The organism is Streptomyces sp. NRRL S-495 (assembly GCF_000966955.1).
Taxonomy (GTDB): Bacteria; Actinomycetota; Actinomycetes; order Streptomycetales; family Streptomycetaceae; genus Kitasatospora; species Kitasatospora purpeofusca.
Genome location: NZ_JZWY01000202.1, coordinates 1 through 20772, shown reverse-complemented (window position 1 = coordinate 20772; position 20772 = coordinate 1). Strand labels below are relative to the sequence as shown.

General features: G+C 73.2%; 20 protein-coding genes and 1 pseudogene. 10 read left to right on the top strand and 11 right to left on the bottom strand.

All coding sequences use genetic code 11. From position 1 onward, the window contains the following. Positions 1-122: 122 nt before the first annotated feature. Positions 123-2099, top strand: a complete 1977-nt coding sequence (gene acs / locus VR45_RS12580; protein ID WP_199925937.1) for an acetate--CoA ligase — start codon at positions 123-125, stop codon at positions 2097-2099. 220 nt (positions 2100-2319) lie between these two features. Here acs and VR45_RS12575 read toward each other — a convergent pair whose 3' ends face one another. Beyond that, positions 2320-3516 carry a serine hydrolase domain-containing protein gene (locus tag VR45_RS12575; protein ID WP_045939792.1) on the bottom strand — a complete coding sequence of 399 codons (1197 nt, stop codon included), beginning with the start codon at positions 3514-3516 and terminating at the stop codon, positions 2320-2322. A gap of 467 nt (positions 3517-3983) precedes the next feature. On the opposite strand from VR45_RS12575, the gene nhaA reads away from it, so the two are divergent. The 4 genes from nhaA to VR45_RS12555 all read left to right on the top strand — a co-directional run bounded on the left by nhaA (position 3984) and on the right by VR45_RS12555 (position 7641). After that, complete coding sequence (gene nhaA, locus VR45_RS12570; RefSeq protein ID WP_078896461.1) at positions 3984-5387, top strand: Na+/H+ antiporter NhaA; 1404 nt, start codon at positions 3984-3986, stop codon at positions 5385-5387. 200 nt (positions 5388-5587) lie between these two features. After that, positions 5588-6064 (top strand): phage holin family protein, encoded by a 477-nt coding sequence (locus VR45_RS12565; protein WP_045939791.1) that lies wholly within the window; start codon positions 5588-5590, stop codon positions 6062-6064. A 107-nt stretch (positions 6065-6171) separates the two neighbouring features. Further along, positions 6172-7212 (top strand): alpha/beta hydrolase, encoded by a 1041-nt coding sequence (locus VR45_RS12560; RefSeq protein ID WP_078896460.1) that lies wholly within the window; start codon positions 6172-6174, stop codon positions 7210-7212. A 168-nt stretch (positions 7213-7380) separates the two neighbouring features. After that, a complete protein-coding gene (locus tag VR45_RS12555) occupies positions 7381-7641 on the top strand; it encodes a hypothetical protein (RefSeq protein WP_045939790.1) in 261 nt (86 codons plus the stop codon). Positions 7642-7776: 135 nt separating this feature from the next. Here VR45_RS12555 and VR45_RS12550 read toward each other — a convergent pair whose 3' ends face one another. The 4 genes and pseudogenes from VR45_RS12550 to VR45_RS12535 form a co-directional block, all read right to left on the bottom strand. Then, the gene (locus VR45_RS12550; protein ID WP_030392651.1) at positions 7777-8961 is read right to left on the bottom strand and encodes a MarP family serine protease; all 1185 of its coding nucleotides are present in this window, start codon (positions 8959-8961) and stop codon (positions 7777-7779) included. A gap of 67 nt (positions 8962-9028) precedes the next feature. Next, a pseudogene (locus tag VR45_RS12545) lies at positions 9029-9761 on the bottom strand (CoA pyrophosphatase). An 11-nt stretch (positions 9762-9772) separates the two neighbouring features. Continuing rightward, positions 9773-10648 carry an endonuclease III gene (gene nth / locus VR45_RS12540; RefSeq protein WP_052709037.1) on the bottom strand — a complete coding sequence of 292 codons (876 nt, stop codon included), beginning with the start codon at positions 10646-10648 and terminating at the stop codon, positions 9773-9775. Between the two features lie 165 nt (positions 10649-10813). Next, the gene (locus tag VR45_RS12535) at positions 10814-11653 is read right to left on the bottom strand and encodes an isocitrate lyase/phosphoenolpyruvate mutase family protein (protein ID WP_045939788.1); all 840 of its coding nucleotides are present in this window, start codon (positions 11651-11653) and stop codon (positions 10814-10816) included. Positions 11654-11845: 192 nt separating this feature from the next. Between VR45_RS12535 and VR45_RS12530 the strand changes: the two genes are divergently transcribed. Then, positions 11846-12874 (top strand): DUF5937 family protein, encoded by a 1029-nt coding sequence (locus VR45_RS12530; RefSeq protein ID WP_045939787.1) that lies wholly within the window; start codon positions 11846-11848, stop codon positions 12872-12874. A gap of 254 nt (positions 12875-13128) precedes the next feature. Then, positions 13129-13803: a Crp/Fnr family transcriptional regulator gene (locus VR45_RS12525; protein WP_030392646.1), complete on the top strand. Its 675-nt coding sequence runs from the start codon at positions 13129-13131 to the stop codon at positions 13801-13803. 167 nt (positions 13804-13970) lie between these two features. Here the strand turns inward: VR45_RS12525 and VR45_RS12520 are convergent, their stop codons facing one another. From VR45_RS12520 to VR45_RS47880, 5 genes are all read right to left on the bottom strand, one after another. Beyond that, on the bottom strand, positions 13971-14798 hold the full coding sequence (locus VR45_RS12520) for an MBL fold metallo-hydrolase (protein WP_045939786.1): 828 nt from the start codon (positions 14796-14798) through the stop codon (positions 13971-13973). Beyond that, a complete protein-coding gene (locus tag VR45_RS46875) occupies positions 14795-14965 on the bottom strand; it encodes a hypothetical protein (protein ID WP_159394196.1) in 171 nt (56 codons plus the stop codon). The genes VR45_RS12520 and VR45_RS46875 overlap by 4 nt, the downstream gene beginning before the upstream one ends. 107 nt (positions 14966-15072) lie before the next feature. Further along, positions 15073-15951, bottom strand: a complete 879-nt coding sequence (locus tag VR45_RS12515; RefSeq protein WP_107084171.1) for an NUDIX domain-containing protein — start codon at positions 15949-15951, stop codon at positions 15073-15075. Between the two features lie 269 nt (positions 15952-16220). Continuing rightward, positions 16221-16691, bottom strand: a complete 471-nt coding sequence (locus tag VR45_RS12510; protein WP_030392643.1) for a RidA family protein — start codon at positions 16689-16691, stop codon at positions 16221-16223. Continuing rightward, positions 16688-16846 carry a DUF4177 domain-containing protein gene (locus tag VR45_RS47880; protein WP_093860985.1) on the bottom strand — a complete coding sequence of 53 codons (159 nt, stop codon included), beginning with the start codon at positions 16844-16846 and terminating at the stop codon, positions 16688-16690. The genes VR45_RS12510 and VR45_RS47880 overlap by 4 nt, the downstream gene beginning before the upstream one ends. Positions 16847-17046: 200 nt before the next feature. Between VR45_RS47880 and VR45_RS12505 the strand changes: the two genes are divergently transcribed. Further along, a complete protein-coding gene (locus VR45_RS12505; protein ID WP_045939784.1) occupies positions 17047-18168 on the top strand; it encodes an ArsA-related P-loop ATPase in 1122 nt (373 codons plus the stop codon). A 59-nt stretch (positions 18169-18227) separates the two neighbouring features. Continuing rightward, positions 18228-19358, top strand: a complete 1131-nt coding sequence (locus VR45_RS12500; protein ID WP_234325953.1) for an ArsA family ATPase — start codon at positions 18228-18230, stop codon at positions 19356-19358. A gap of 198 nt (positions 19359-19556) precedes the next feature. Here VR45_RS12500 and VR45_RS12495 read toward each other — a convergent pair whose 3' ends face one another. After that, positions 19557-19880, bottom strand: a complete 324-nt coding sequence (locus VR45_RS12495; protein ID WP_037779213.1) for a WhiB family transcriptional regulator — start codon at positions 19878-19880, stop codon at positions 19557-19559. Between the two features lie 570 nt (positions 19881-20450). Here VR45_RS12495 and VR45_RS12490 point away from each other — a divergent pair. Continuing rightward, a partial coding sequence (locus VR45_RS12490; RefSeq protein WP_234325952.1) for a transglycosylase domain-containing protein occupies positions 20451-20772 on the top strand: 322 nt, incomplete at its 3' end.

Below are 20772 nucleotides of genomic sequence, written 5' to 3'. Positions count from 1 at the left end.
CGACGAGCGATCAAAGGTCTACACCAATTAGCCAGAGCCTCTTGTCAACTGACCTCTTCGCCTGGTGAGCTGTGCGCTGGGACACACGGGACAATCCCCACGCACGGGAAACGACCCCGATCATGACTCATGAGGAGTGCGCGTTGAGCAACGAGAGCCTGGCCAACCTGCTCAAGGAGGAGCGGCGTTTCGCCCCGCCGGCAGAGCTCGCCGCAGCCGCCAACGTCACCGCGGCTGCGTACGCTCAGGCCTCCGAGGACCGCCTCGGCTTCTGGGCCGAGCAGGCCCGCCGCCTCACCTGGGCGGTCGAGCCCACGCAGACGCTCGACTGGTCCAACCCGCCCTTCGCGAAGTGGTTCGCCGACGGCAAGCTCAACATCGCCTACAACTGCGTGGACCGCCACGTCGAGGCCGGCCACGGCGACCGCGTCGCGATCCACTTCGAGGGCGAGCCCGGCGACGGCCGCTCCATCACCTACGCCCAGCTCAAGGACGAGGTCTCCCAGGCCGCCAACGCCCTGCTCGAACTCGGCGTCACCAAGGGCGACCGCGTCGCGATCTACCTGCCGATGATCCCCGAGGCCGTCGTCTCGATGCTGGCCTGCGCCCGCATCGGCGCCACGCACTCCGTCGTCTTCGGCGGCTTCTCGGCCGACGCCGTCGCCTCCCGCATCCAGGACGCCCGGGCCAAGCTCGTCATCACCGCCGACGGCGGCTACCGGCGTGGCAAGCCCTCCGCCCTCAAGCCCGCCATCGACGAGGCCCTCACCAAGGCCGAGGGCGTCGAGCACGTCCTCGTCGTGCGCCGCACCGGCCAGGACACCGCGTGGACCGAGGGCCGGGACGTGTGGTGGCACGAGCTCACCGCCCGCCAGTCCACCGAGCACACCCCCGAGGCGCACGACGCCGAGCACCCGCTGTTCATCCTCTACACCTCCGGCACCACCGGGAAGCCCAAGGGCATCCTGCACACCACCGGCGGCTACCTCACCCAGGCCAGCTACACCCACAACGCCGTCTTCGACCTCAAGCCGGAGACCGACGTCTACTGGTGCACCGCCGACATCGGCTGGGTCACCGGGCACTCGTACATCGTCTACGGCCCGCTCTCCAACGGCGCCACCCAGGTCATCTACGAGGGCACCCCCGACACCCCCCACCAGGGCCGGTTCTGGGAGATCGTGCAGAAGTACGGCGTCACCATCCTCTACACGGCGCCCACCGCGATCCGCACCTTCATGAAGTGGGGCGACGACATCCCCGCCAAGTTCGACCTGTCCTCCCTGCGGGTGCTGGGCAGCGTCGGCGAGCCGATCAACCCCGAGGCCTGGATCTGGTACCGCGAGCACATCGGCGCCTCCACGGCCCCGATCGTGGACACCTGGTGGCAGACCGAGACCGGCGCCATCATGATCAGCCCGCTGCCCGGTGTCACCGAGACCAAGCCCGGCTCCGCCCAGCGCGCGCTGCCCGGCATCGCGGCCACCGTGGTCGACGACAACGGCGCCGAGGTCGCCAACGGCTCCGGCGGCTACCTCGTCCTCACCGAGCCGTGGCCCTCCATGCTGCGCACCATCTGGGGCGACGACCAGCGCTACATCGACACCTACTGGTCGCGCTTCGAGGGCCGCTACTTCGCCGGCGACGGTGCCAAGAAGGACGAGGACGGCGACATCTGGCTGCTCGGCCGGGTCGACGACGTCATGCTGGTCTCCGGCCACAACATCTCGACCACCGAGGTCGAGTCGGCCCTCGTCGGGCACCCCTCGGTGGCCGAGTCGGCGGTCGTCGGCGCCACCGACGCCACCACCGGCCAGGCGATCGTCGCCTTCGTCATCCTGCGCGGCACCGCCACCGACAGCCCGGAGCTGGTCGAGGAGCTGCGGGCGCACGTCGGCCGCACCCTCGGCCCGATCGCCAAGCCGAAGCAGATCAAGGTGGTCGGCGAACTGCCGAAGACCCGCTCCGGCAAGATCATGCGCCGTCTGCTGCGCGACATCGCCGAGGGCCGCGAGATCGGTGACACCACCACGCTGGCCGACTCCACCGTGATGAACCTCATCCAGGCCCAGCTCCCGCCGGCCGGCTCCGAGGGCTGATCCCGGAGGTCCGACCTCGCGCCGCTGCTCCGCGCCACTCCTTGAACGTCTCTGAACGTCCCTGAACGTTCCTGAACGTGGCGCGGTGCAGCAGGCACAACGGTGCCCCGGGCGGTTGCTACCACCCGGGGCACCGTCGGCTCCGAACCACGTGCTCCGTGCTCCGGACCACGACTCAGGACCACGACTCAGGACCACGACTCCGGAGCACGTCCGGCGGTCAGTCCTCGCCGAATTCGGCGATCAGGACGCGCAGGGTCTCGTGCGCGCTCTGCACCAGGGCACGACTGCGCAACGGCTGCCCGCCGGCCAGGACCGCCAGGCCCACCTGGGCCCGGGGGCTGAATCCGACGAAGGCGGTGGACCGCCGGGCGGCCCCCACGTGGTAGACCACCTCGCCGACCTCGACCGGCCCCGCCCCATCGGACGCCGCAGGCACAGGGCCCACCGGTTTCCGGTCGGCCGCGAGCCGCCCGAACGCCCCGGCCGCTCCGCCCGCCCGCGGTTCCGCCACCCCTGCCGGAAGGGCGCGGTGGTTCCACCCCAGGCAGATCCGCGGCCCGCCTCGTCGCCCGTCGGTGCGTGGGCGCCGCACCTCGTTCAGCGCCGTCCGCAGCGCCGCCGCATCGGCCCGCTCGGGGAGCGGAACGGCGTCCAGCGCGAGATGTGCCTGGAGGTAGCGGAGCATGTCGTCCGCCGTGGAGCGGAGCGCGGCGGCGGCCGGCAGGGCGGGCAGCCGGAAGGACGGCACCCTGCGCCCGCGCCGGTATCCGGCGTCCTCCTCCCGGCCGGGGCCGCAGGAGGTGTCCATCAGGCCGAGCGGCCCGCAGACCCGGGCGGCGAGCAGATCGTCGTACCGCTGCCCGGCCGCGTTGGCGAGCAGCAGGCCGAGCAGTCCGCAGCCGAGGTTGGAGTACCGGACCTGGGTGCCCGGTGTGCCGCGCACCGCCGTCCGGGGCAGTGCCCGCAGCAGGTGGGCCGGTCCGAAGGTGGCGTAGGGACGGGTGAACCAGCGCGGGACCTGCCCGGGCAGCACCCCGTCCGGCAGCCGGGGCAGGCCGGAGGTGTGGGTGGCCAGGTGGAGCAGGGTGATCGGGCGCTCCTGCGGGTAGCCGGGGGCCGCGTCGGCGGGCAGGTAGCGGTCGATCGGATCGTCGTAGCCGACCTCGCCGCGGGCGGCCATCTCGGCGAGCAGCAGGCCGGTGAACGTCTTGGTGACGGAGCCGAGTTCGAAGCGGGTGTCGGCGCGGACCGGGCGTTCGGTGGAGCGGACGGCGTGGCCCCGGCAGGCGACGGTCCGGTCGTCGCCGCGGATCACCACGACGGCGGCGCCACCGGCCGGAGCGGCGGTGCGGAACAGCGGGCGGAGCAGGCGGTCGAGTTCGGGGTCGGGCGGGCCGTACGGCGGGGCATTCATCGGAGAGCGCTCCGACGGCCGGACCGAGACGTACGAGATACACGCGACGTACAAGACGTACGCGACGTACAAGACGCGTGCGATACGCAAGACGTATACGAACGGAAGGATAAGAGGGGCGGTCTGGGCATGGCGGCGCCTCCACAGCGCGAAGGTGAGAGACCCGGGGAAAGCCCCTGGCCCGGGGCTCCGACCTCGGCCGGGCCCTGCGATCGACGATAGAGAGCCGTTCACCCGTCTGCACGCCGCCGACTCCGTTCGGGTGCTGATCGGCCGTACGGACGGGTGCACAACAGGCCACCCAGGCTTAAGTCCTGAAGTATGACAATCCGGATCTCGCCTTGTCGTTCCCGTTATACTGTCAACGACGCATCAAGATTCGCGTCACAGGGCGAGCCGGGAAGTCTGGTCGGCAATGCACCACCGGTGCATCTCCGTACACCGTCCCCGCCCCCAGGAGGCCGCGCGTGGCCAGCCAGCCGCCCGTCCAAGAGCCGACGACCCGACGCCGCCAGCTCCTCGGCAGGCTGTCCCTTCCCGAGCGCACCTACATCACGGACGCGCTGCGCACCGAGACCGTCGGCGGCGTGCTGCTGCTGCTCGCCTCGGTCGTCGCACTGATCTGGGCCAATGTCTGGCCGGCTGCCTACCAGTCCGTCCTGGACTACACCGTCGGCCCCTCCACCCCGCTCCACCTGGACCTCAGTCTGGACGCATGGGCGAAGGACGGACTGCTGACGATCTTCTTCTTCGTGGCCGGGATCGAGCTCAAGCGCGAGTTCGTGGCGGGCGAACTGCGCAGCCCCAGCGCCGCGATCCTCCCCGTCATAGCCGCGGTCTGCGGGGTCGCGCTGCCCGCGATCGTGTTCGCGGTGGCCAACGCCGGCGCCGGCGGGCATCCGAACGGCTGGGCCATCCCGACCGCCACCGACATCGCCTTCGCGCTCGGCGTGCTCGCCGTGGTCGGCAGCCACCTGCCCTCGGCGCTGCGCGCCTTCCTGCTCACCCTCGCGGTGGTGGACGACCTGATCGCGATCCTGATCATCGCGATCTTCTACAGCTCCGGCATCAAGTTCTGGGCGCTCGGGCTGGCCTTCGCCGGACTGGTGCTGTTCTGGTTCCTGCACCGGCGCGGGGTCCACGGCTGGTACCTGTTCGTGCCGCTCGCCTTCGTGATCTGGGCGCTGATGCACGAGAGCGGCGTGCACGCCACAGTGGCGGGCGTCGCGATGGGCCTGCTGCTCCGCTGCCACCGGGAGGGCGACGAGAAGTCCTCCCCCGGCGAGCACATCGAGCACCTGGTCCGCCCGATCTCGGCCGGGATCGCCGTACCGGTCTTCGCACTGTTCGCCGCCGGGGTGACGATCTCCGGACCGGCACTGCGCGAGGTGTTCACCCAGGCGGCCCCGCTCGGCATCGTGCTCGGCCTGCTGGTCGGCAAGACCGTGGGCATCTTCGGCGGCACCCGCCTGGCCGCCCGCTTCACCCGCGCCGAACTGAACCCGCAGCTCAAGTGGGCGGACATGTTCGCCGTCTCGGTGCTGGCAGGCATCGGCTTCACGGTCTCGCTCCTGATCAGCGAACTGGCCTTCCCCGACGACACGGCCCTCGCCGACCGGGCCAAGGCGGCCGTCCTGGTGGGTTCGCTGCTCTGCGCGCTGATCGCCACCGTGCTGCTGAAGCTGCGCAACCGGCACTACCGCGAGCTGTGCGAGGAGGAGGACCGCGACCTCGACGGCGACGGCATCCCCGACATCTACCAGCTGGACGACCCGGCCTGGCAGGCGCGCACGGCCGGACAGCAGGGCCGACCGGACCGTCCGCAACAGGGCACGCACCCGGCCGACGAGGGCCCGCACCACCCGCATTGAGCCGCGCCCGAGCCGGACCTGCCCGGAACACGTCCCTCGCCGGGCCCCCCGGAGTGGTGTCCGCTCGTCCGGTAGGGGCATGATTCTGAACTGTCGACAGTCCACCGACGCCGCCGGGCCCGCCCCGGTACCCGGAACCACCGGGGAGCCGCACCGTGCGGCGGCGTCACTCGCCGCACGGCCGAAGAGGAGAACCGCTGATGCCCACAGGAGCCGCAGACCCGTCCAGCAACGGCCGGGCGCCCTATGAGGGCGAGCGTTCGGTGGGGCAGCTGTTCGCCGCGGCCACCGCCGACCTGTCCGCCCTGGTCCACGACGAGATCGCGCTCGCCAAGGCCGAGATCCGCGCCGACGTCAAGCGCGGTGTCTCCGGCGGCGTCTCGCTGGCTGTCGCGGGTGTGGTGGCCCTGGCGGCCGTCCCGATGCTCAGCGCCGCCGCGGCGTTCGGCATCCACGCGCTGGGCCTCTCGCTCGGCTGGTCGTTCCTGGTCGTGGCCGGCGCGTACCTGCTGCTGGCCGTACTGCTGGGCCTGCTGGCGCTGCGTTCGTTCAAGAAGATCGAGAAGCCGGTCCGCACCATCGAGGGCGCGCAGAAGACCGCCGACGTCCTGAAGAACGCGCGGCCGCGTCCCGCCACCAAGGAAGAGATCGACCGCGCCCTGGGCCGCATCCCGTAGGCCCGGCGCCCGCGTCGTGGACGCGCGGCCGGCGCTCGGCGGGCCCGAACGGCCCGAGTGCGAGTGCCGGGCGCGTGTCCGGCGCGCGGATGTGACACGCTCTCGGTATGTCGCTCGACCAGAAGCCCGTGCCCGCACAGCCGTCCGCCGGTTCCGGCGACACCGCCTCCAGTGATGGCAACACCGTCACCGGTGACAGCGGCACCGCCTCCGGCGACGGCGGCAACGCCCAGGGCACGCCTCCGGCCGCCTGGGACGTCCGGCAGGCCGGACCGTGGACCCATCGCGACCTCGCCGCCAACGGCGCCCGCTTCCACATCGCCGAACTCGGCGAGGGCCCGCTGGTCCTGCTGGTCCACGGCTGGCCGGAGTACTGGTGGGCGTGGCGCCACCAGCTGACCGCACTCGCCGAGGCCGGCTACCGGGCCGTCGCCCTGGACCTGCGCGGCATCGGCGGCAGCGACCGCACCCCCCGCGGCTACGACCCGGGCAATCTCGCGCTGGACATCACCGGGGTGATCCGCTCCCTCGGCGAGAACCGGGCCCACCTGGTCGGCCATGCCTCCGGCGGCACACTGTCCTGGGTCGCGGCCGTGATGCGGCCCTCGGTGATCCAGAGCCTGACCGTGGTCTCCGCCGCGCACCCCCGGGACCTCCGCCGGGCGCTGCTGACCGACCGGCGGCAGATGGCCGCCTTCGAGCACATCCTGGGCTTCCAGCGGCCGTGGATACCGGAGCGCCGCCTGGTCGCCGACGACGCCGCGCTGGTCGGCCGCTACCTGGACGCCTGGACCGGCCGCAACCAGCTGGACCGCGCGGCGGTGGCCGCGTACCGGGAGGCGATCCGGATCCCCAGCACCGCGCACTGCTCGATCGAGCCGTACCGGTGGCTGCTGCGCTCGATGGCCCGGCCGGACGGCATCCAGTTCGCCCGCCGGATGAAGAAGCCGATCACCGCGCCGACCCTGCACGTCCAGGGGGCGGCGGACCCGGTGCTGCTGTCGCACACCGCGCTGGGCGGCGGCGAGTACGTGGCCGCGCCGTACCGCTGGCGGCTGATGCCGGGGATCGGGCACTTCCCGCACGAGGAGGCCCCGGAGCAGTTCACGGCCGAGCTGCTGGACTGGATCGGCCGGCACAAGGACTGAGGTGGTGTGGGGGCCCCGGACCGGGGCAGAAGGTCCCGGCACCCGATCGGGGGAACCGGGTCCGAGGTCCCAACTCCCTTCAGGTGACGTACATATGACAAGCGCATAGGCCACGTTGATGGCCGGACGGGCGGTTACCCCCGTCGGCCCAGGGGCATCCATTCCGGTATGACCTGGATGCCCGATCGCGGCAGCGCCCCGCGCGGCCGACAGCACAGCGACAGCTCGCAGCGTTCCGCCCACCGTTCCGGGTGGGCGGAGAACCGCGGGTACGACCGCAGTTACGACAACGGCTACGACAGTGGGTACGACGGCGGCTTCGACGGTTCGGACGGCCACCCCCGCGCGGCGCAGGACCGGCTCGGTATCCCGCGCATCCTCGGCCGGCGCGCCCGCTGGGTGGGTGCCCGGCTCCGCCGCGACACCTGATCGGCCCACGTCCACGGAGCTACAGACCCGCCCGCCGCCTCCGGCCCCACGAGCCGACCCGATCACGGCCCGTTGGCGGCCCGGCGGCGGGCCGACGGGTCAGAGCGGGCCAGCGGGTCAGCGCGCGCAGGCGGGTCAGAGCGCGCAGCCCTGGGTGTCCGCCCGGCCCGAGGCCACGCTGCCCTGCTCGGCGTCCTCGCGCACCTCGGCCGCGGTCAGCACGTACCCGGTGTCCGCGCTGTCCAGCGACTTGGCGAACACCATCCCGTACACCTGGCCGTCCGGGGTGAGCAGCGGCCCGCCGCTGTTGCCCTGGCGCACCAGCGAGCGCACCGAGTAGACGTCGCGGACCACCTGGCCGCGGTGGTAGATGTCCGGTCCGTTCGCCTGGATCCGGCCCCGGATACGGGCCGGCTGGACGTTGAAGGCGCCGTTCTCCGGGAAGCCCGCCACGATCGCGTTGTCATTGGTCTTCGCCTCACCGGCGAAGGTGAGGGCCGGCGCGTTCAGCTTGGGCACGTCGAGGATCGCGATGTCGCGCTGCCAGTCGTAGCGGACCACCGTCGCGTCGTACAGCTGGCCGACCCCGCCGATCTGCACGGTCGGCTCGTTGACCCCGCCGACCACGTGGGCGTTGGTCATCACCCGGTGCGGGGCGTAGACGAAGCCGCTGCCCTCCAGCGTCTTGCCGCAGGAGGTGGCGGTGCCGACGACCTTGACCAGGCTCTGCCGGGCCTTCGCCACCGCGGGGCTGCCGGCCAGCGTCGGATCGGGGATGTCGACCTGGGTGATCGGCTCGTGCTCGAAGGGGTTGAACACCTGTGGGAAGCCGTTGCGGGCGAGCACCTTGGAGAAGTCCGAGAACCAGTTGGGGGCGTCGGAGGGCAGGGTGTCCTGGACCCCGCCCAGGATCGCCGAGGTGCGGACCTGCTTGGAGACGGTCGGCAGGGAAGTCCCGGCCAGCGCGGAGCCGATCAGCCAGGCCACCAGCAGCATCGAGATCACATTGACCACGGCGCCGCCGGCGGCGTCCAGTGCCCGGGCCGGGCGACGGTCGATGTGGCCGCGCAGCTTCCAGCCGAAGTGGGTGGTGATCGCCTGGCCGATCGCCGCCAGCACGATCACCACCACCACCGCGATCACCGAGGCGGTCGTCCCGGGGCTGAGGTGGTCGAGCAGCAGCGGCAGCAGTTGGACGGCGAGCAGTCCGCCGCCCAGGAAGCCGAGGACCGACAGCACGCCGACCACGAAGCCCTGTCGGTAGCCCGACACGGCGAATCCGATCGCGGCGGCGATCAACAGCACATCCAGGACATTCACCCGGACACCCTCCCACGACGGACCACCCCGCCGGGCGGGCGATGGTCGAATCCGCCCGCCGTCCGGTTCACCGCGCCCCGGCGTCGCGGCCGAGCAGCGCCCGGGAACGCTCGCGGTCGCCCTGCACCAGCTCCAGCGCCTCGTCCGAGAGCTCGACGATCCGGCCGGCGTCCCACGGCCGCTCCAGCCCGCTGTGGTGCAGCACCCGGTCGATCACCCCGGCGGTGAAGCCCCAGACCAGCCGGCCGCCGACCGCGAAGGCCGGCCCCATGTGGCCGGACGGGTGCCGCAGCCTGGCCCGGTTCACCGGATCGGTCAGCTCGTCGATCGGCACCCGGAACACCGCGCCGGTCTCCCCCAGGTCCACCGGCCGGACCGGCGACTCCTCGCGCCACCAGCCGAGCACCGGCGTCACCACGAACCGGCTGACCGGGATGTACAGCGCGGGCAGCGTCGCGAACACCTGCACGCCGTCCGGGTCCAGGCCGGTCTCCTCCCAGGCCTCGCGCAGCGCCGCCGCCACCGGACCGGGCCCGGCCGGGTCGCCGTCCTCCGGGTCCAGCGCAACCACCGGGGAAGGAGGGCTGGCCGGCGTGCGAGCGCAGCGAGCGGGCCCGTTCGATCAGCAGCAGGTCCGGGCCGGACGCGCCCTCGCCGAACAGCATCAGCACGGCGGCCGCGCGGCCGCCGTCGTCCGGCGGCAGGAAGCGGCTCAGCTGCTCGGGCAGCACCCGCTCCGCGGCGTCCCTGACCGGCTCCAGCCAGGTCGGCAGCCCGTCCCGCTCGACCCCCCGCACCATCCCCCGGTCGCTCACTCGGCCACCGCCAGGTCGGCGACCTCGCCGTGGTGCGCGGCGGCGTCCGCGCGGGCGCCGGCCTCGCCGGGGAAGTCCGCGGGCGGGCGCAGCCGCTGGCCCGGCTGTCCGCCCATTTCGTACTTGAGCAGCTTCTTCGCCTTCTCGGGATCGGTCTCGCCCTCGCCGTAGGAGGGGCAGAGCGGTGCGATCGGGCAGGCTCCGCAGGCCGGCTTCCGCGAGTGGCAGATCCGCCGGCCGTGGAAGACCACGCGGTGCGAGAGCATCGTCCACTCGGACTTCGGGAAGATCTCCGCGACCGCCGCCTCGACCTTCACCGGGTCCTCGTCGGTCGTCCACCCGAACCGGCGGGCGAGCCGGCCGAAATGGGTGTCCACGGTGATCCCGGGGACGCCGAAGGCATTGCCGAGGACGACGTTGGCGGTCTTGCGGCCGACCCCGGGGAGGGTGACCAGGTCCGCCAGCCGGCCGGGGACCTCGCCGTCGAACTCGTCGCGCAGCGCGATCGAGAGGCCGATCAGGGACTTCGCCTTGTTCCGGAAGAACCCGGTCGGCCGGATGATCTCCTCCAGCTCCGCCGGGTTCGCCGCCGCCATGTCCTCCGGCGAGGGGTACTTGGCGAACAGCGCCGGCGTCGTCTGGTTCACCCGCAGGTCGGTGGTCTGCGCCGACAGCACGGTGGCCACCAGCAGTTGGAACGGGTTGTCGAAGTCCAGCTCCGGGTGCGCGTACGGGTACAGCTCCGCCAGCTCCCGGTTGATCCTCCGGGCCCGCCGCACCATCGCCAGCCGCGATTCGGGCTTGGGCGCCCCGCCTGCCTTCCCCACCGGCTTCCCCGCAGACGCGGTCGTCCGGACCTTGCTCTCTGCCATGCGTGAAGGCTACGCCGGACGGCCGTGCTCCTGCGGCGGATCGGCCAGGACGGGACGGGAACGGACGGGGAACGGCGGGGAAGGGCGGGGAAGGGCGGGGAAGGGCAGGGACAGGACGGGGAAGGCGGGGACGCGCCGGGGGCTGACGGGCCCGTCAGCCCCGCGTCAGCCCCGGAAGAGCGCGTCGACGTCGCCGTAGCCGAGCGCGCCGACCGGCTCGGTCAGGGTGCCGGGGCCGAGCAGTTCGGCGGCCGCCCGACGGGCGGCGGTGTAGGCGAACTGGGTCAGCGCGGTGCCCACGCTGATCCGGCGCACCCCGGCGGCCGCGAGTTCGGCGACGCCCGGACCGCCGGCCACGGCCATCGCGTTGACCGGCAGCGGCGAGCGGGCGCAGAGCGCGGCCAGCGCGTCGAGGTCGAGCAGACCGGGGACGAAGAGGCCGTCCGCGCCCGCCGCCGCGTACGCCTCGGCCCGGACCAGCACATCGTCGAGCCCGCCCAGCCCGAACAGGAAGACGTCCGTCCGGGCGTTGACCAGCAGCTCCGGCAGACCCGCCGCCTCCGCCGCCGACCGTGCGGCGCGCAGCCGTCCGGCCTGCTCGTCCACCGCGAACAGCGGGCCGCCGGGCGCCGCCGAGTCCTCCAGGTTGACCCCGGCCGCGCCCGCCCCCACCAGGGCCCGGACCGTCTCGGCGACATCGGCCGGCGTGGGCCCGTAGCCGCCCTCGGCGTCCACCGTGACCGGCAGGTCGACGGCGGCGGCGACCCGGCGGGCGGCCTCGACGGCCGTCGCGCGGTCGAGGCGCTGGCCGTCGCCCCGGCCCAGCGACCAGGAGACGCCGCCGCTGGTGGTGGCGATCGCGGCCGCGCCGGCCGAGGCGATCACGGCGGCGCTCCCGGCGTCCCAGGCGTTCGGCAGGACGAGCACGCCGTCCGCGACCAGCGCCCTCAGCCGCTCGGCCCGCGCGCGGAGGGTGGACGGCGGGAGCGGGGAGGAGGTGGACATTCGGGGTCACCGGCTTTCGGTTCGGGAGGGGTTCCGGGAGGGATCGCGGGAGAGGCGAGGGGTGTCGGGAGGAGCCCGGGCGGGAGTAGCGGTTGCGCGCCGTGGACATCCTGCGGCCGGTCGGCGGGTGCTCTCCAGTGATTAAGCTGAGGCTGAATCCTGGGCCGGAGCGGGAGAGTGGGCGGGGCACCGATGCGGACCGAACTCGCGTTCTCGACGGACGATCTGGCACGGACCAGGTTCGCCGTCTCCCCCATGTGGGAGGTGGTGACCAGCCTCCGGGTGCTGGCCCACCGGGCCGTCCCCGCCGTGCACCGGCCCTGGGCCGCCCAGGCCCGCCGGTCGGCGGAGGCCACCGGGCCCGCCGTACGGCGGCTGGCCGCGCTGGTCCCGGCCGCCGGGCACCTGCCGGACTTCCTCACCCCGGTCCCCGTCGGCGCCGCTCCCGCGCTCGCCGAGGAGCTGGCCGTGATCGCCGCGACCCCGCCCGACCGGGTGCGGGCCGATCTCGACATCCTGGCCGCCGAACGCGGCGGCCGGCTGCCCGCCGTCCTCGAACCCCTGCACCGCGACCCGGCCGGCCTGCTGCCCCTCCTGGTGGCCGACATCGAGGCGTACTGGGAGTTCGCGCTGCAACCGCACTGGACCCGGATCCGCGCGCTGCTGGACGCGGACGTGCTGCACCGGGCCCGGCAGGCCGCCGGGCGCGGCAGCGCCCAGGCCCTCGACGACCTCCACGAAACGGTCCGCTGGGACGGCGCCGCGCTGCGGCTGGAGCAGCGGCACTGCGCGGTCCAGCGGCTGGACGCCGGAGCCGGGCTGGTCCTGGTGCCCTCGGTGTTCGCCTGGCCCCGGGTGCTGACCCGGACGCTGCCGCCGGATCCGCCGCAGCTCGCCTATCCGGCGCGCGGCGTCGCCACCCTGTGGGAGTCCGGGCCGGTCGCCGACCCGGCCGAGGCGCTCGCCGCCGTCCTCGGGCGCTCCCGGGCCCGGCTGCTCGTCGAACTCGACGCGCCGGCCTCCACCACCGAGCTGGCCCGGCGGACCGGGCTCTCCACCGCAGGGACCTCCCAGCACCTCACCGCCCTGCGCGCGGCCGGGCTGACCAGCGCGCAGCGGGCCGGGCACGCCGTCCTGTACGCGCGCACCGCCGTCGCCGACGCCCTGCTCGCGGCGGACTCGGACGGCTGGGCGGCGGACGCGGACGGCCCGGCCGGGTGAGCCTCCGGCGCCCGCCGGACGGTTCCCGAGCCGGTCCCGGGCCGGTCCCGAACCGGTCCCCGAGCTGGTCCCCGAGCCGCCCGGGGGCGGGGGTCGGGGCGGTTCCGGCGGTACGAATGGCCCCGCGCAGCACACCTCGGCACACCCCCTCCTCATATGATCGGAGCGACATGCGCCATGCTTGGTGATGCAGAGCACTGTACGAACTTGTGCCGGAGGGCTTGACGGCCGGCCGGCCGAGAAGGAGGAAGCACGTGGACGACGTTCTGCGGCGCGCCGCACTCTTCGCGGCACTCGACGACGAACAGGCCGGCGAGCTGCGCGCTTCCATGACCGAGGTGACGCTCGCCCGCGGCGAGTCGCTGTTCCACGAGGGCGACCCCGGCGACCGGCTGTACGTCGTCGCCGAGGGCAAGGTCAAGCTGCACCGGGCCTCGCCGGACGGCCGCGAGAACATGCTCGCCGTCCTCGGCCCCAGCGAGATGATCGGCGAGCTGTCGCTGTTCGACCCGGGCCCGCGCACCGCCACCGCGAGCGCGCTGACCGAGGTCAAGCTGCTGGGCCTCGGCCACGGCGACCTCCAGCCCTGGCTGCACGCGCGCCCCGAGGTCTCGATCGCACTGCTGCGCGCCATCGCCCGCCGCCTGCGCCGGACCAACGACGTGATGTCCGACCTGGTCTTCTCCGATGTGCCCGGGCGCGTCGCCAAGGCGCTGCTGGACCTCTCCCGCCGCTTCGGCGTGCAGTCGGACGAGGGCATCCACGTCGCCCACGACCTCACCCAGGAGGAGCTGGCCCAGCTGGTCGGCGCCTCCCGCGAGACGGTCAACAAGGCGCTCGCCGACTTCGCCGGCCGCGGCTGGCTGAAGCTGGAGGCCCGCGCGGTCGTGCTGATGGACGTCGAGCGGCTCTCCCGCCGCTCGCGCTAGTCCGCGCTCCCCGAGCCCGTGCGAAGGGCCCGTACGCTCCGGCGTACGGGCCCTTCGCCGGTACTGCGCGGGTCCGACCGGTCCTGCGCGGGTCCTGCGGGTCCGGTGCGGCGGGCGGCAGTCCGGTCCGACGTCCGGCGGACCGGCGCCCGGCGCCCGGCGCCCGGTCAGTCCGGGATGAGCCCGTGGTCCCTGAGGTACTGGAGCTGCGCGAGGACCGACAGCTCGGCCGCCGGCCACAGCGCGCGGTCCACGTCCGCGTAGACCCGTGCCACCACCTCGGCCGCCGTCCGGCAGCCGGCCTCGACGGCGGTCTCGACCTGGGCCAGCCGGCCGGCCCGGTGGGCCAGGTAGTAGTCCACCGCGCCGAGCGCGTCCGCGAGCACCGGCCCGTGCCCCGGCAGCACCGTCCGGACGCCGTGCTCGGCGGCCATGCCGTGCAGGTGCCGCAGCGAGTCCAGGTAGTCGCCGAGCCTGCCGTCCGGGTGGGCGACCATCGTGGTGCCCCGCCCGAGGACGGTGTCGCCGGTGAGGATCGCGCCATCGGCGGGCAGGTGGAAGGTGAGCGAGTCCGAGGTGTGGCCGGGGGTGCCGATCACCCGCAGGTCGAGGCCGCCGACGTCCAGGCGCTGCCCGTCCGTGAGCCCCTCCGAACCGAGCCGGTGCGCCGGGTCCAGCGCGCGGACCTCACTGCCGGTCAGTTCGGCGAACCGGGCCGCTCCCTCGGAGTGGTCGGCGTGCCCGTGGGTGAGCAGGGTGAGCACCACACGCTTGCCCCGCTGCTCGGCGGTCTCGATCACCCGGCGCAGGTGGCCCTCGTGCAGCGGGCCCGGGTCGATCACCACCGCGAGGTCCGAGCCCGGCTCGGAGAGCAGCCAGGTGTTGGTGCCGTCCAGCGTCATCGGGGACGGGTTCGGCGCCAGCACGCAGAGCGCACGGGGGGTGGCCTCGCCGCCGATCCCGGCGGCGGGGTCGCCCGGCAGGAGTCCGCTCACCGGCGGTCCTCGGTGACGCGGTGCAGCGCCCGGAGCGGCAGCGACCGGGTGAGGGCGCGCTGGGCCATCTCGGTGAAGCTGACGGAGTCGCAGGCCGGTCGGCGCGGGATCAGGCGGCGGGCGGGCATCTCGGGTGCCGTCCGGCGAGCCACATCGTTGTGGGTCATCGGGCGTCGGTCCTTTCTCGTACGGATCACTCGGGGCGGATCAGGATTACTCGGGAGGTGGAGCAGGGCGGAACGGGAACCGGCGGGGCGGGAACGGCCTGTCGCGGTCAGCCGGCGCGTTCCTCGGGGAACGTACCGTCGATCGTCAGTTCGTCGTACCCCGGCCAGCGGACGGTCAGACGCTCCCCGCGCACCTCGGCCCGGCCGAGCACCGGCTCCAGCGAACGGTCCACCGCCGCCCCCAGCGCCTCGGCGGCGCTGCGCACCGGCCGCAGCTCGCGCAGCACGGTGACGGTCGGCGGCAGCATCCCGAACCGGCCCTCCTCGTAGCCTCGGACGGCCTCGTCCGGGGTGAGCCAGGCGACCCGGTCCGCCTCGCCGACCTCGCGGGCGGCACGCTGCCCGGTCGGCAGGGCGGCGACGAAGAACCAGGTGTCGTACCGGCGCTCCTCGAAGGCCGGGGTGATCCACCGGGCCCAGCCGCCCAGCAGGTCGCTGCGGAGCAGCAGTCCGTGGTCGCGCAGGAAGTCGGCGAAGGAGAGCTCGTGGGCCTCCAGGGCGGCGCGCTCGGCGGTCCAGTCCCGGGGCTCGGCGACGCTGTCGGCGTCCGGACCGGCCAGCAGGACGCCGGCCTCCTCGAAGGTCTCGCGGACGGCGGCGCAGACCACGGCCTGCGCGGTCCGGGCGTCCACGCCGAGCCGTTCGGCCCACTCCTGCGGGCCGGGACCGGCCCAGCCGAGCTCGGCCTCCGCGTCCCGCGGGTCGACCCCGCCGCCCGGGTAGGCGTACATCCCGGCCGCGAACGCCATCGACGTCCGCCGCCGCAGCAGGTACGCCTCCGGGCCGGCGTCCGTGCCGGTGTCCCGGAGCAGCACCACGGTGGCGGACTGCCTGGGCACGGGCGGGGTCAGCTCTCCGGCGTCGGCCGCCCTGATCCGGGCGGGCCAGCCGGGGGGCATCGGGAGCGTCGTTGCTCGCTGGTCCATGCCCGGATGCTAAGCGCCCGAGGGCGGGCTTGGACAGGGGTGATCCGTTGTGCGGACCGTCCCCGACGGACTGTCTCCGACGGACCGTCCCTTCGCGGGCGGGGGCGTCCTCGCCCGGACACACGTCCGCCCCGGACTCCGTGCGGGTCCGGGGCGGGCGGGGCGTTGAGGGTGTCCGTCGCGTTGAGGGTGTCCGGCGCGAGGATGTCCGGCGCGCTCGAGGGTGTCGAGCGCGTTGGGAGTGTCCGGCCGCGGGTGCGGTCGGTCGGTCAGGCTCCGGCGCGGACGCGGACCTGGATCTCGACCTCGACCGGGGCGTCCAGCGGCAGCACGGTGACGCCCACCGCGCTGCGGGCGTGCACGCCCGCGTCGCCGAGCACCTTGCCGAGCAGTTCGCTCGTGCCGTTGATCACGCCCGGCTGGCCGGTGAAGTCGGGGGCGGAGGCGACGAAGCCGACGACCTTGACGACCTGCTCGACCAGGTCGAGGTCACCGATCACCGACTTGACCGCGGCCAGGGCGTTCAGCGCGCAGATCTGCGCGAGCTCCTTGGCCTCCTCCGGGGTGACCTCGGCGCCGACCTTGCCGGTGCTCGGGAGCTTGCCCGCCACCATCGGCAGCTGGCCGGAGGTGAAGACGAAGTCACCGGTACGCAGCGCGGGCACGTAGGCGGCGACCGGGGCGGCCACCGGCGGCAGGGTCAGACCCAGTTCGGCCAGCTTCTCCTCGACCTTGCTCATGCCTGCTTCTCCCGCTTGAAGTAGGCCACCAGCTGCTCCGGGTTCGGACCCGGTACGACCTGGACGAGCTCCCAGCCGTCGTGGCCGAAGTTGTCCAGGATCTGCTTGGTGGCGTGCACCAGCAGAGGTGCCGTCATGTATTCCCACTTGGTCATGGCCAGACTCTAGACGTTCCGTCCCGGCGATCGGCCCCGGTCCGCGTCCGGGCGCGCTCATGCGTGTGAGGTGGCCCACAAAGCGGGCATGATTCGGGTCCGGCGCCCCGGGTAGTCCCGGCATCCGGTGCGGTCCCTGGTTACCCTCGCGGGAGGGCACCTGCGTGGTGCCGGCCCTCGGAGACGGACGGAGACGGAGCGTGGCACGCACCCCCGGCCAGGCGGCCCGGCGCGATCCCGACTGGGAGGGCGTACGGCTGCACGTGGTCAGCGGCAAGGGCGGGACCGGGAAAACCACCGTGGCCGCGGCGCTGGCACTGGCGCTCGCCGCGGAGGGACGCCGGACCCTGCTGATCGAGGTGGAGGGCCGGCAGGGCATCGCCGAGCTGTTCGGCATAGCGGCACTCCCCTACGAGGAGCGCCGGATCGCCACGGTCACCCCGGCCCAGCTGGGCCTGCCGGCGAGCGGATCGGCAGGCGGTTCGGGGAGCGGCTCAGTGGGCGGCGCGGCCGGCGGCTCGCCGAGCGGTGAGCTGCACGCGCTCGCCATCGACACCGAGCAGGCCCTGCTCGAATACCTCGACATGTTCTACAAGCTCGGCCGGGCCGGGAAGGCGCTGCAGAAGGTCGGGTTCGTCGACTTCGCGACCACCATCGCCCCCGGCGTCCGGGACGTGCTGCTGACCGGCAAGGCCTGCGAGGCGGCCCGCCGCAAGGGCCCGGACGGACGGCGGACCTATGACGCGGTCGTGATGGACGCACCGCCGACCGGCCGGATCACCCGGTTCCTGAACGTCAACTCCGAGGTGGCCGGGCTGGCCCGGATAGGGCCGATCCACAGCCAGGCGCAGGCCGTGATGCGGGTGCTGAAGTCGCCGGAGACCGCCGTGCACCTGGTCACCCTGCTGGAGGAGATGCCGGTCCAGGAGACCGTCGACGGCATCGCCGAGCTGCGCGAGGCCGGTCTGCCGGTGGGCGGGGTGCTGGTCAACATGGTCCGGCCGCCGCTGCTGGACGCGGCCGCGGTGGCCGCGGTCGACGGCGACCACCGCGAGGAGGTCGCGCTGGCCCTCGGCGAGGCGGGCCTCGGGGGCCGCTCGCGCAAGCCGGAGACCGTCCGGGCGGCGGTCGAACCGCTGCTCGATCCACTGCTGGCACAGGCCAGGGAGCACGCCGAGCGGGTGGAACTGGAGCGCGCCCGGCGCGCCGACCTGCAGCACCTGAAGCTCCCGACGTACGAACTTCCACTGCTGGGCGAGGGTGTGGACCTCGGCACGCTCTACCGGCTGGCGGGCGAACTGAAGCGTCAGGGGGCAGCGTGAGCGGGCGGACCGGCACCACCGGACAGGACGGCGCGGGCGTCGGCGGCAGCCGGCTCGCCGTGGACGAGCTGATCGACAACCCGAAGACCCGGATCATCGTCTGCTGCGGCTCCGGCGGCGTCGGCAAGACCACCACCGCGGCGGCGATCGGCCTGCGGGCCGCCGAGCGCGGCCGCAAGGTCGTCGTCCTGACCATCGACCCGGCCCGGCGGCTGGCGCAGTCGATGGGTCTGACCGAGCTCGACAACACCCCGCGGATCGTCAAGGGCGTGACCGGCGACGGCGAGCTGCAGGCCATGATGCTCGACATGAAGCGGACCTTCGACGAGGTCGTGCTGGCCCACGCCGACCCCGAGCGGGCTCGCGCGATCATGGAGAACCCCTTCTACCAGTCCCTGTCGGCCGGCTTCGCGGGCACGCAGGAGTACATGGCGATGGAGAAGCTCGGCCAGCTGCGGGCGGCCGAGGAGTGGGACCTCATCGTCGTCGACACCCCGCCGTCCCGGTCCGCGCTGGACTTCCTGGACGCTCCGAACCGGCTCGGGTCCTTCCTCGACGGCAAGGTGATCCGGATCCTGACCGCGCCGGCCAAGGTCGGCGGGCGGTCCGCGATGAAGTTCCTGAACGCCGGGATGGGCCTGCTCACCGGCACTCTCGGGAAGATCTTCGGCGCCCAGCTGCTGACGGACGTCCAGACCTTCGTCAGCGCGACCGACTCGATGTTCGGCGGCTTCCGGGAGCGGGCGGACCGCACCTACCAGCTGCTCCAGGCGCCGGGCACGGCGTTCCTGGTGGTGGCCGCCCCGGAGCGGGACGCGCTGCGCGAGGCGGCGTACTTCGTGGACCGGCTGGCCGCCGACCGGATGCCGCTGGCCGGGCTGGTGCTCAACCGGGTGCACGGGACCGGCGCCCCGCAGCTCACCGCCGAGCGGGCGCTGGCCGCGGCCGAGGCACTGGAGGAGAACGGTTCCGAGCAGGTCTCGCCGGACGCCGAGCTGCTGGCGGCCGGGCTGCTGCGGCTGCACGCCGAGCGGATGCAGGTGATGGTGCGCGAGCGGCGGACCCGTGACCGCTTCGTCTCGGTGTACCCGGACGTGCCGATCATCGAGGTGGCCGCGCTGCCCGGGGACGTCCATGACCTGGAAGGACTGCGGACCATCGGCGAGCGGCTCAGCGGATCCACGGACTGACACCAGGCGGCTCGGCGGACCGAACCCGTCCGGCCGGACCCACGAGCGGGTCCGGTCCAGGTCGTCGCGCTGGTCCGGGCTGTCGACCCGGACCTCCGAACCCGAGCCCCCCGACCCGGGACGTGCGCCCCAACTGTGCTCCGTAGCTGTGCTCCGCAGCTCTGTGATCCGCACGGCCGAAGCCCGTACGGCGGTGACTCAGCCCGCCTGGGCGTAGTCCGTCAGTATCACGCCGGTGGCCAGCGAAGTCTCGTACTCGGTGCGGGCCGTCTCCAGCAGCCGCCGCCACGAGATCACGGTCGGCCGACGGCGCAGCAGCGCCCGGCGCTCGCGCTCGGTCATCCCGCCCCAGACCCCGAACTCCACCCGGTTGTCCAGCGCGTCGGCCAGGCACTCCGTGCGCACGGGGCACCCGCTGCACACCGCCTTGGCGCGATTCTGCGCCGCCCCCTGGACGAACAGTTCGTCCGGATCACTCGTGCGGCAGGCGGCCTGCGCACTCCAGTCGTCTACCCAGCCCATGCCGGCGCCGTCCTCTCCCGAATCGAGGCTCCCCCACGGCGGCAACGGCATATTCACCGTTGCCAGTTGAGGACGTTACGGAAGAACGACAGCTTGCAACAGCCCCTTCGGGCTCAATCTCGAATGACCCAATTGGACTATGGGTGGCGATCAGCTCACTCGTTGGAGTGATCGCAGGTCGCAAGCATTGCCAGGGCCGCGTTCACCACTCTCGCCACGCGGGCCGTCACACAGTGCTACCGGACACAGGGGTGCAGCCGCCAACAGCTGCCTCAAAAACGCCCCGAAGGTAGACAATTCGGGCAATTCTCATCACTCACAAGAGTGATCGCTGCTGACGCAGCGAAGCTGTCGCAAGCTTGTGACAAGCCTAGGCGAACACCTGCCCCGGTGTGCGGCATTCGGCAACGTAGGGTTCTCCCCATGGCACCGAAGCGCCCCCAGGCACCCCAGCCCCCAGGCAACACCGGAGCTCCGCGCGGCAAGCGCCGCGGGTCACCGCTCGACTATGCGGGACACGGAGTGAAGTTCCTGGGGGTCAGCGTGCTGTCCGGAGTACTGCTGGCGGGCATGGCCCTGCCCGCCGTCGGCGCGCTCGGCCTGACCGCCAAGAACACGGCGGAGGGCTTCTCCAACATCCCGGACGACTTCAAGACGCCGCCGCTCACCCAGGCGACCCAGATCTTCGACGCCAAGGGCGGGCTGATCGCCAAGGTCTACGAGCGCGACCGCACCGTCCTCACCGCCGACCAGATGTCCCCCTACATGCGGCAGGCGCAGGTCGACATCGAGGACGCCCGCTTCTACGACCACGGCGCCGTCGACCTCAAGGGCGTGCTCCGCGCGATCAGCAAGAACGCGGAGAGCGGCACCGCGTCCCAGGGCGCCTCGA